Raw genomic sequence first — 9,901 nt, 5'->3', positions numbered from 1 at the left:
CGCAACGACCTGCCGCGCGATGTCACCGACTTCACCGGCCGGGCCGAGGCGCTCGGCGAGGTCCTCGACACCCTGGGCCGGGACCGCATCGTGGCGATCGACGGCATGGCGGGCGTCGGCAAGACCTGCCTGGCCGTGCACGCCGCGCACCGGCTCACCGCCGACTACCCCGACGCCCAGCTGTATCTGGACCTGCACGGGTTCACCGAGGGCCGCGCGCCCCTCGACGCGGACACGGCGTTGCGCTCGCTGCTCGCCGCGCTCGAGGTGCCCTCGGAACGGGTGCCCCAGGACCGGGGCGTGGAGGGCCTGGCGGCGTGCTGGCGTTCCGAGCTCGCGGCGCTGAGAGCCGTTGTCGTGCTGGACAACGCCGCCGACGCCGAGCAGGTCCGCCCGCTGCTGCCCGGCGCGGGTCCCTCGGTCACGCTGATCACCAGCCGCACCCGGCTGCTCGGCCTCGACCAGGTGCCGCCGGTCTCCCTCGACGTGCTCTCCGCCGAGGAGAGCGCCGAGCTGCTGGCCCGGGCCAGCGGCGAGGACCGTGCGTCCGGCGGCCGCCTGGCCCGTGCCCCGGAAGCGGCCGCCGAGGTCCTGCGCCTGTGCGGGCATCTGCCCCTGGCCCTGCGCCTGGCCGCGGCCCGGTTGCGGCACCGGCCCGGCTGGACGGTCGGCATCCTGGTGGAGCGGATGTCGGAGGGCAGCGGCGAATTCGATGCCGCGCTCGGCATGTCGGTGCATCAGCTCGACCGCACCCGGCGCCGCCTGTTCCGGCTGCTCGGCCTGCTGCCGGGCTCGTCCTTCGACGACTACGTCGTGGCCGCGCTGACCGACCTGCCGCTGCGCCGGGTGCGGGACGTGCTCGAGGACCTGCTCGACGCGCACCTGGTCCAGCAGCCCGCGCCGGGCCGCTTCCGCCTGCACGACCTGGTCCACCAGTACGCGCGGCGCAGCGCGTACGAGCAGGACTCCGCCGAGGAGCGGGCCCGCGCCCTCGGCCGGGCCCTCGACTACTACGTGCACGCGGCGGCCGCCGCCGACCGGGCGATGCCGTTCCTGTCGCCGAGCCGTCCCCCGACCGCGGGGACGGCGCCCGCCGCGCTGCCCGACTTCCCCGACAAGCTCTCGGCGTTCCTGTGGTACCGCACCGAATACACCACCCTGCTGGCCGCTTTCGACGCCGCCGTGGCGGCGGGCGCGCACACCCATGTCGTGGAGCTGCCCCGTTTCATGCGCGCCTACTTCGCCCGCCGCTGCGGCACGACCCGGCTCAACGTGCTCTTCGAACGGTCGCTGGCCGCCGCGGAGAACCTCGGCGATCCGCTGCCGCTGGCCGAGGCGCACAGCGACCTGGGCTTCGCCCGCTACAACGCGGGCCGGATGGCCGAGGCGGCCGCCGCCTACGACCTGGCGGGGCCGCTGATGACCCGCGCCGGTGACCGGCTCGCCGAGGCCGAGCTGACCATGCGGCGCGGATATCTGCGCTGGGACGCCGGTTCGGTCGACGAGCCCCTCGACCTGTTCCGGCTGGCCGCCCGCCGGTACGCCGAGGCGGGCTGCCCGTCCGGTGCCGCGCACGCCACCGCGAGCGAGGCCTGGGCCATGCTGCAACTGGGCAGGCGAGCCGAGGCCGCCGACCTCGCCAGGTCCGCCCTGACCACGCCGCCCGCCTCCCTCACCGCCCACCTGACGCTCGGAGTGGCGCTGGCCGAGGACGATCCGGCCACGGCCCTGACCCACCTGGACACCGCGCTGGCCCTGGCCCGCGAGGACGCGCACAAGCACAACGAGGCGTGGTGCCTGAACTGCCAGGGCGTGGCGCTGCGAAGCATGGGCCGCCTCGACGAGGCGCTCGGGCGTCACCGCGCGGCTTTCGACCTGCTCGACGAGTTGTTCGAGGAACAGTGGAAGATCCACTTCCTCAACGCCTATGCCGAGACCTGCCGCCTGGCCGGGCTCGAGGAGCGGGCCGTGGCGCTCTACCGCGAGACCCTCGCCCTGGCGCCGTCCTCGGGGCATCGCTTCGAACAGGCCGGGGCGCACGAGGGTCTGGCCGGCCTGCTCGCGGTGCGCGATCCCGCCGCCGCCGCGGAACACCGGGCACGCGCGGCCGCGCTGCGGGACGCGCCCCTCGCGCCCGCCTGATCCGGTCGACCGGCCCGCCCAAAAACAAGAACACGTTATAGTCTCATCGACAACCGGCGGCGTGCCGTCACGGAACCAGCAGGAGTAACACCATGAGTGCCGTCCTCGTCGAGGAACGCGAACACGTTCTCATTCTGACCATCAACCGGCCGGAGGCCATGAACTCCATCAACGGTGAGGTCAGCGATCGGATCGGCGCCGAACTCGAGCGCGCCGAGAACGATCCGGAGATCCGCGCGGTCGTGCTCACCGGCGCCGGGCAGAAGGCGTTCTGCGCGGGCGCGGACCTCAAGGCCCTCGCCCGGGGCGAGTCCATCCTGGCCGCGGGACACGAGAACTGGAACCTCGCCGGCTACGTGCGCCACCCCATCAGCAAGCCGCTCATCGCCGCGGTCAACGGTTTCGCCCTCGGCGGCGGCACCGAACTCGTGCTGGCCAGCGACCTCGCCGTCTCCGCCGACACCGCCACCTTCGGCCTGCCCGAGGTCGCGCGCGGGCTGTTCGCCGCCGCCGGTGGCGCGTTCCGCCTGCCCGAGCAGCTGCCCCGCAAGATCGCCATGGAGCTCATCCTCACCGGCGAGCCGCTCACCGCACAGCGCGCCCTCGAACTCGGCCTGATCAACCGGGTCGTGCCCGCCGCCGAGGTCCTCGACGCCGCGCTGGCCCTGGCCGGACGCATCGCCGCCAACGCCCCGCTGGCCGTGCAGGCCAGCAAGCGCGTCGCCCTCGGCATCGTCGACGGCGTCCAGCCCGACGACGCGGCCTGGGAGCTGAGCAACCGCGAGATCGCCACCGTCGCGGGCAGCGAGGACGTGCGCGAGGGGACCCTGGCCTTCATCGAGAAGCGCAAGCCCGAGTGGAAGGCCCGTTGAGCCGCTGCGCGGCACGTCCACCGGCCATACTGAACCGGTGACCGACCTCGGCGACCGTACCGCCCGCGCCTATCGCGGCGCGACCGCCGAGGAGCGCCGCGCGGCCCGGCGTGCCCGCCTGATCGAGGCGGGCATCGCCGTGTTCGGCACCCGCGGCTTCCGCGCCGCCACCGTCGAGGCGGTGGCGGCCGAGGCCGGGCTCATCAAACGCTATTTCTACGAGTCCTTCGACAGCCTCGACACGCTGCTGGCCGCCGTCTACGACCTCGTCGTGGCCGACCTGCACACCGCGGTCACCGCGAGCACCCGCACCGGGACCGATCTGGCGGGCGCGCTGGCGGGGGCGCTCGACGGCATGCTCGCCTGGGCGCAGGACGATCCGCGCCGCGCCCGCATCCACCTGTTCGAGGCGCCGGGCGCGGGCTCGCGCCTCGACGAACGGGTCCGCGACAACGGCCGCCGTTTCGCGCACGAGCTCAGCGAGATCCTCCGCGCCCACACCCCCGAGATGCCGCTCAGCGGCACCGAACAAGCCCTGCTCGGCACCGTGGTCGTCGGGGTGGGCCAGCAGGTCACCACCCAGTGGATTCTCGACGGCTTCACTCCGGCCCGCGAACAGGTGCTCGCCGATTTCGGCAAGCTCCTGCTCGCCACCGGCATCGGCTGAGGGACGCGCCGCGGCGGAGTCGCATGCCCGCACGGCCCGGTCCGGGCATACTGACGTCATGACTTCCGGTGACGACGAAGCCTGGTACTACGACCTCGAACAGCACCGCGCGGTGCGCGGCAAGGAGACCTGGGTGCAGAACCGCCTCGGCCCCTATCCCGACAAGGCCACCGCCGAACGCGCGCTCGAGATCGTCGCCGAACGCAATCGCGCCGCCGACGCCCAGGACGAGGACGACTGAGCGCTCAGCTCCCGGCCACCCCGGCCACGAGGCTGATCGTGGTGGCCAGGATGACGGTGCCGAACACGTAGGACAGCAGGGTGTGCCGCAGCACCACCGCGCGCACCGCCCGGCTCGACACGTCGGTGTCGGACACCTGATAGGTCATGCCCAGGTTGTAGCTGAAATAGAAGAAGTCGCGGTAGGCGGGCGGATCATCGGAGTTGAAGTCGATCCCGCCCGTCGCCGTGCGCGGGTCGGCGCCGCCCGCGGGGCCGTAGTACAGGTAGGCGTAGCGCGCCGCGTACATCAGGTGCACCGCGGCCCAGGCCATGAACACCCCGGCCAGGGCGATGGCCGCGGCGGTGTGCCGGGTGCCGGTGTGGGCCAGTACGAGAATCATCACGATGCCGACGAGCCCGATCAGCGCGAACAGCACCACCGTCAATTCCTCGACCAGCGGCTGGAAGTCCTCGCGGCGGGCGTGCGCCTTCGTCGCGGTGGCGTCCATCGGCCACAGCGCGGCCCAGCCCAGGGCCACGAACACCGCCGCCGACAGGGCCACGGCCACCAGGATCGCCAGAGGGCGACCGCCCGGCACGCCCACGGCGGTCCCGGCCGCCGCACCGAGGACCAGTGCCAGGACCAGCCGGGTGACCGCGGAATTCACCAACCGACTGTTCATGCGCTGACACTGTACGCGAGAACGCGCAGGTCAGCGCGCATCCGGACGCGGCGCACCTATACTCCGACGATGGCCGCTTCCCCCGCTCCCCGGCCCGGCCCCGCCGAGACCGCGCCGCGGCGCGCCGCCCGGACCCGCACGGTACCCGAGCTGGACGCCCTGGTCGCCACCTGCCGCGCCTGCCCGCGGCTGGTCGCCTGGCGCGAGGCGGCGGGCGAGGTCAAGCGGGCCGCCTTCCGCGACGAAACCTATTGGGCGCGTCCGGTTCCCGGCTTCGGCCCGGCGGACGCGGCGATCCTGGTCGTCGGGCTGGCACCGGCGGCCAACGGCGGCAACCGCACCGGCCGGATGTTCACCGGCGACCCCAGCGGCGAGGTCCTCTTCGCCGCCCTGCACGCGACGGGCCTGGCCACCGGCGCGCACCCGGTCTCGCGCGAGGACGGCATCGAGCTGATCCGCACCCGCCTGACCGCGCCGGTGCACTGCGCGCCACCGGAGAACAAGCCCACCGCGGCCGAACGCCACACCTGCGCACCGTATCTGGGCCGGGAGCTGGAGCTGCTGGCGGGCACGGTGCGGGTGATCGTGGTCCTCGGCGGCTTCGGCTGGCAGGCGCTGCTGGCCACACTCGCCGACGCGGGCTGGCCGATCCCGCGGCCCCGCCCGCGTTTCGGCCACGGCGCGCGCGTGCGGCTGGCGCACCCCGACGGCCGCGAGCTGACCGTCCTCGGCTGCTACCACGTCAGCCCGCACAACACCTACACCGGGCGGCTCACCCCCGCCATGCTCGCGCAGGTCTTCACCGACGCCAAAGCCGTCGCGGGCCTGTGACGGGCCCGCGACGGCTTCGGCTCGCGCGGCTCAGGGCCGCAGAACCAGCCGGATCGGGTTGCCCCGCTTGGCCTCCAGCGCCTCGACCGCCTTCGGCGCGTCCGCCAGCGGCAGCACGTCGCTGACCGAGCGGGCGAAGTCGAGCCGGTGCAGGCGCAGCAACCGGACCAGTTCGAGGACGTGTTCGGGCTCGGAACCGTAGTGCCCCAGCAGTTTCTGCTGCGCGTAACTGAAGAAGGTGCCGTTGGTGAGGGTGATGGGCTTGTCGGTGAGCCCGACCAGGGTCAGGCGCCCGCCGAGGCCCAGCGCCCCCACCGCCTGCTCGCGGACGGCCGCGACCCCGGCGAAGTCGAAGGCGGCGTCGAGTCCGCGGCCCTGGGTGGCGGTACCGATGCGGCTGCGCAGCTCCGGGTCGGCCGGGTCGAGGGCGATGTCGGCGCCGAACTCCAGTGCGCGCTCGCGCGCGGCGGGCAGCGGATCGACGGCGACGATGGGCGCGGCCCCGATGGCGCGCAGCAGCTGCACCCCGTGCGCCCCGAGCCCGCCGACGCCCCACACGCCCACCGACTCGGCGGGCCGCACCTGCGCGGTCGCGGTGATCGCGGCCCACGGCGTCGACACCGCGTCGGGCACGAAGCAGGCCTGCTCGAAGGGCAGGTCGTCGGGGATCGGCACGAGCGTGCCGACCGAGGCCAGCGCGTACTCGGCCCAGCCGCCGTCGTAGTCGACGCCGCGCGTGTAGACCCGGTCGGCCCGCTTCTCCCCCGCCTGCAGCAGCACCCGCGCGCCCGCCCACTTGTCCTCGACTCCGGGCCCGAGGGTCCGCACGGTGCCCGCCACCTCGTGCCCGAGGGTGACCACGTCGCCGTTGAGGTAGAGCGGTTTGAGCATGCCCTCGATGAGGTGCACGTCCGACAGGCAGACACCGGCCGCTTCGACCGCGATCACCACCTCCCCGGGACCGGGAACGGGTTCGGGAACCTCCTCCATCACCAGGTGCGGTTCGGGCTTCAGATGCAGTCGTCCGGCAAGCACGGTCACTCCTCGCGGTCGGTCCGGCGGATTCCTCTGCTGCTCGTCGCCATGCTAGACCCGCGACGCCCGGGCGCCGGTGAACCGGCTCCCCCGGCGCGGGTCAGCCGGGATGCCGCGGCGCACCGGCGGGCGACCCGGGCGCCGCCGTCACGCCCCGCCGACCGCGCCCGGCCGCCCGGGACCGCGCCGGTCCCAGTCCCCGCGCCGCAGCCGCGACCGGTGCCTGCGCAGATGCCAGGCGCCGCCGGGCCAGGTGAGGGTGTTGGTCCCGTCCTCGGCGACGAAGTAGCTCGAGCAGCCGCCCGTCGACCAGACCCGGCCTGCCAGCACGCGGCGGCAGTAGGCCACGAAGCGGGCCTGGGCCTCCGGGCGCGGGGTGTAGCGGGTGGCGCCCTCGGCCCGCATGACCGCGATGGTCCGGGCGATGGCCCGCGCCGTCGGTTCGATGGCGAGGAACTGCGAGGTGTGCGGGAGCGCGGTGTTGGGCCCGGTGACGCAGAACAGGTTCGGCAGGCCGGCGAAGGCGATGCCCTGGTAGGCGGCGAAGCCGTCGCGGGCGTAGCTCTCGCGCAGCGAGGTGCTCGGGGTGCGGAAGTCGGGGAAGTGCGGGATGGAGTCCTGCACCCGGAATCCGGTGGCCCACACGATCGTGTCGACCTCGCGCACGGCGCCGTCGGCGGTGCGCAGCCCCGCGGCGGTGACCTCGACGATCTTCTCGGTCACCAGCTCCACGTCGGGCCGGGTGAACGCGGCGTAGTAGTCGTCGGCGATCATGGGTCGCTTGCAGCCGAATCGGTAACCGGGGGTGAGCCTTTCGCGCAGCTCCGGGTCGGGCACCTGCGTGCGCAGCGCCGCCCGGCACACCCGCTCGGGGATGCCGAGCAGGCGCGGGTGGAACTCGGCGAGGTGGACGAACTCGAGGATCAGGAAGATCAGCGCCCGCAGCGCGGCGCGGGCCGGGGGCACCCGGCGCAGCAGGGCGCGCACCCAGGCGGGGAACGCCCGGTCCCCGCGCGGCAGCACCCAGGCCGGGGTGCGCTGATACGAGACCACCCGCGCCCCGGCCCGCGCGAGGGCGGGCACGATCTGCACGGCGCTGGCGCCGGAGCCGACGACCGCGACCCGGCTGCCCTCGGCCTCGAAGCCCGGATCCCAGCGGCTCGAATGCATCTGCCGCCCCGCGAAATCCGCCGCGCCGGGCAGCTCGGGGATCGAGGGCACGTGCAGCGAGAAATAGCCCATCACCACCGTGCGCGCCACCACGATCCGCCCGTCGGCCAGGGCGATGCGCCACCGGTGCGCCGACTCGTCGAAGTCGGCGCCGGTGACCTCGCTGTGCAGCCGCAGGTGGCGGCGCAGGTCGAAGTGGTCGACCACGCGTTCGGTGTAGGCGCGCAGTTCGGGCTGGCCCGCGTAGAGGCGGGTCCAGTCACCGGGGAAGAAGGAGAACGAGTACAGCGGCGAGGGCACGTCGACGGCGCAGCCGGGATAGACGTTGTCGCGCCAGGTCCCGCCGACGGCGCCGGCGCGTTCGAGGATCAGCACGTCCTCCACGCCGCGCCGCTTCAGGTCGATGGCCACGGCCAGCCCGGAGAACCCGGACCCGATGACCGCGACCTCGCAGATCTCGGCGACCGCGCTCACCCGCGGACCGTCCTCGCCTCGGCCCGCATGGGCAGGCTGCGCGGGTGCACCAGCGCGCCGATGACGGTCTCGCGCGCGGTGAAGCCGTCGTCGAGCCGCAGCTGCCAGCGCCCGGCCAGGGTGGCCAGCTGCAGCGCGACCTGGGTGAGGGCGAAGACGTTGCCCGGGCACTGCCGCGCCCCCATCCCGAACGGGACGTGGGCCCCGCGCGACATGCCCTCGGCGGCCTCGGGCAGCCAGCGGTCGGGATCGAAGCGTTCGGGGTCGGCGTGGATCGCCGGATCCCGGTGCACCGCCACCGGGCACACGAACAGCATCGAGTCCTCGGGCAGCGCGAATCCGCCCAGCTCGTAGCCGGCGGGCACCCGGCGCACGGTCAGCCACGGCGAGTAGCGGCGCAGCGTCTCGAGCACGACGCGCTTGGTCAGGTCCAGCCGGGGCAGGTCGGCGGCGGTGGCGGCCCGGCCGCCGAGCACGGTGTCGACCTCGGCCTGCACCGCGGCCTCGACACGCGGGTTGCGGGCCAGTTCGTACAGCGACCAGGTCAGGGTCATGCCGATGGCCTCGGTGCCGCCGACGAGGAAGTTGACCAGTTCGTCGTGGACGTGGCCGTCCGGCAGCGGGTTCCCGTCCTCGTCGCGCGCCCGGATCAGCGTGTCGAGCAGATCGCCGTGATCGATCGAGGGGTCGGCGGCCAGCTCGGCGCGGTAGGCGGCGATGATCTCGCCGGTGGCCTCCTTCATCTCCGCCACCAGCCGCAGGAACCGCCGGTTGCGCCGGGTGGGCAGCCGGTCCAGCCAGGCGGGCCGGGTGACGCGGCGGGCCAGCAGGGTCATGACCTCGGGCAGCAGCCGGTGGATGCGGTCGGCCGTGCGGTCCCCCAGTTCGCCGGAGAACAGGGCCCCCGCGACCGTGCGCAGCGCCAGGTCGTGCATCTCCTCGTCGACCGCCAGGCGCTGCCCGTCGCGCCAGCTCGCGGCCCGCTCGGCGCCGAAGCGGGTCATCACCTCGGCGTAGCCGGCGATGCGGGCGCGGGCGAAGGCCGGCGCGATCAGCCGGCGCGAACGCCGGTGCCGCGCACCCGAGACCGCGGTCACGCCCTCCCCGAGCAGCAGTTCGGCGCGTTCGATCATCGCGCCCTGGTCACCGAGGCCGGTCAGGGCCTCGCGCACCAGCTCCGGCTCGGTGACCAGGTAGGTGCGGTAGCCCGGGATGCGGATCTCGACGACGGGGCCGAGCGCGGACAGGGTCGACAGGTAGCGGTAGGGCGTCTTGCCGAATCGGTGCCAATGTCCCAGCAGCGGCAGCGATCCCGGCGCGAGCGGCGGTACGGTGGCGGCGCGGGCCGTGGTCTGCGTCATGAGTCCTCCTGGGTTCAGCCGCGCGCGATGACGGCGTCGACGCCGCCGGTCGCGAGCACCCACTCGACGTAGGCGGCCAGCCCCTCGTCGCGGGTGACGGTGGGCCGGTAGCCGAAATCGCGGGCGGCGGCCGAGGTGTCGTAGGTGCTCGAGACCGTGAGCGCCGCGGTGGTCCAGCTCGACAGCGGCGGTGACCAGCGCTCGGCGATGGCGGGCACCCGCCACAGGGTGTCGAAGACGGTGATGGCGGCGTCGAGCACCGGGGCGGGGATCGTGCGGGTCGGCGGGGCCAGGTCCAGGGCGACGGCCAGGTCGCGGACGAAGGCCCACAGGTCGATGTCCTCGGCGTCGGCCAGGAAGTACGCCTTGCCCGCGACGGCGTCCGAGCGCGCGGCCAGCAGGCACGCCTGGGCGGCGTGGTCGCAGTAGGTGATCGAGGCCAGC

General features: G+C 74.0%; 8 protein-coding genes and 2 pseudogenes. 5 read left to right on the top strand and 5 right to left on the bottom strand.

The window, feature by feature from the left end; genetic code table 11:
* The 4 genes and pseudogenes from ON36_RS28705 to ON36_RS28690 form a co-directional block, all read left to right on the top strand.
* Window positions 1–2,142: pseudogene (locus ON36_RS28705) on the top strand (hypothetical protein); the annotation flags it as partial.
* Between the two features lie 92 nt (window positions 2,143–2,234).
* Window positions 2,235–3,014, top strand: coding sequence for a crotonase/enoyl-CoA hydratase family protein (locus ON36_RS28700; protein WP_043660238.1), 780 nt, complete (start codon window positions 2,235–2,237; stop codon window positions 3,012–3,014).
* Between the two features lie 37 nt (window positions 3,015–3,051).
* Window positions 3,052–3,681 carry a TetR/AcrR family transcriptional regulator gene (locus ON36_RS33025; protein WP_052314446.1) on the top strand — a complete coding sequence of 210 codons (630 nt, stop codon included), beginning with the start codon at window positions 3,052–3,054 and terminating at the stop codon, window positions 3,679–3,681.
* A gap of 58 nt (window positions 3,682–3,739) precedes the next feature.
* Window positions 3,740–3,922 carry a hypothetical protein gene (locus tag ON36_RS28690; RefSeq protein ID WP_043660237.1) on the top strand — a complete coding sequence of 61 codons (183 nt, stop codon included), beginning with the start codon at window positions 3,740–3,742 and terminating at the stop codon, window positions 3,920–3,922.
* Between the two features lie 4 nt (window positions 3,923–3,926).
* Here ON36_RS28690 and ON36_RS28685 read toward each other — a convergent pair whose 3' ends face one another.
* The gene (locus ON36_RS28685) at window positions 3,927–4,586 is read right to left on the bottom strand and encodes a DUF1345 domain-containing protein (protein ID WP_043660235.1); all 660 of its coding nucleotides are present in this window, start codon (window positions 4,584–4,586) and stop codon (window positions 3,927–3,929) included.
* A gap of 69 nt (window positions 4,587–4,655) precedes the next feature.
* Here ON36_RS28685 and ON36_RS28680 point away from each other — a divergent pair, with 69 nt between their 5' ends.
* Window positions 4,656–5,417 carry a uracil-DNA glycosylase gene (locus ON36_RS28680; RefSeq protein ID WP_043660234.1) on the top strand — a complete coding sequence of 254 codons (762 nt, stop codon included), beginning with the start codon at window positions 4,656–4,658 and terminating at the stop codon, window positions 5,415–5,417.
* A gap of 30 nt (window positions 5,418–5,447) precedes the next feature.
* Here the strand turns inward: ON36_RS28680 and ON36_RS28675 are convergent, their stop codons facing one another.
* From ON36_RS28675 to ON36_RS28660, 4 genes and pseudogenes are all read right to left on the bottom strand, one after another.
* Entirely contained in the window at window positions 5,448–6,452 is a 1,005-nt protein-coding gene (locus tag ON36_RS28675; RefSeq protein WP_245558239.1) for a zinc-binding dehydrogenase, read from the bottom strand.
* A 147-nt stretch (window positions 6,453–6,599) separates the two neighbouring features.
* Entirely contained in the window at window positions 6,600–8,096 is a 1,497-nt protein-coding gene (locus tag ON36_RS28670) for a flavin-containing monooxygenase (RefSeq protein WP_052314445.1), read from the bottom strand.
* The gene (locus ON36_RS28665; RefSeq protein ID WP_052314444.1) at window positions 8,093–9,457 is read right to left on the bottom strand and encodes a cytochrome P450; all 1,365 of its coding nucleotides are present in this window, start codon (window positions 9,455–9,457) and stop codon (window positions 8,093–8,095) included. The genes ON36_RS28670 and ON36_RS28665 overlap by 4 nt, the downstream gene beginning before the upstream one ends.
* 14 nt (window positions 9,458–9,471) lie before the next feature.
* Window positions 9,472–9,901: pseudogene (locus ON36_RS28660) on the bottom strand (NAD-dependent epimerase/dehydratase family protein); the annotation flags it as partial.

This window comes from Nocardia thailandica NBRC 100428, assembly GCF_000308795.1.
In the GTDB taxonomy this organism is placed as follows: Bacteria; Actinomycetota; Actinomycetes; order Mycobacteriales; family Mycobacteriaceae; genus Nocardia; species Nocardia thailandica.
Note: the sequence above shows the minus strand (reverse complement) of the source record. Positions and strands in the feature narration are given on the sequence as shown.

Excerpts from the sequence above, each read along its gene's own strand:
- ON36_RS28680 (WP_043660234.1), top strand. The coding sequence starts at position 4,656 with ATGGCCGCTTCCCCCGCTCCCCGGCCCGGCCCCGCCGAGACCGCGCCG.
- ON36_RS28700 (WP_043660238.1), top strand. The coding sequence starts at position 2,235 with ATGAGTGCCGTCCTCGTCGAGGAACGCGAACACGTTCTCATTCTGACC.
- ON36_RS28665 (WP_052314444.1), bottom strand. The coding sequence starts at position 9,457 with ATGACGCAGACCACGGCCCGCGCCGCCACCGTACCGCCGCTCGCGCCG.
- ON36_RS28690 (WP_043660237.1), top strand. The coding sequence starts at position 3,740 with ATGACTTCCGGTGACGACGAAGCCTGGTACTACGACCTCGAACAGCAC.
- ON36_RS28685 (WP_043660235.1), bottom strand. The coding sequence starts at position 4,586 with ATGAACAGTCGGTTGGTGAATTCCGCGGTCACCCGGCTGGTCCTGGCA.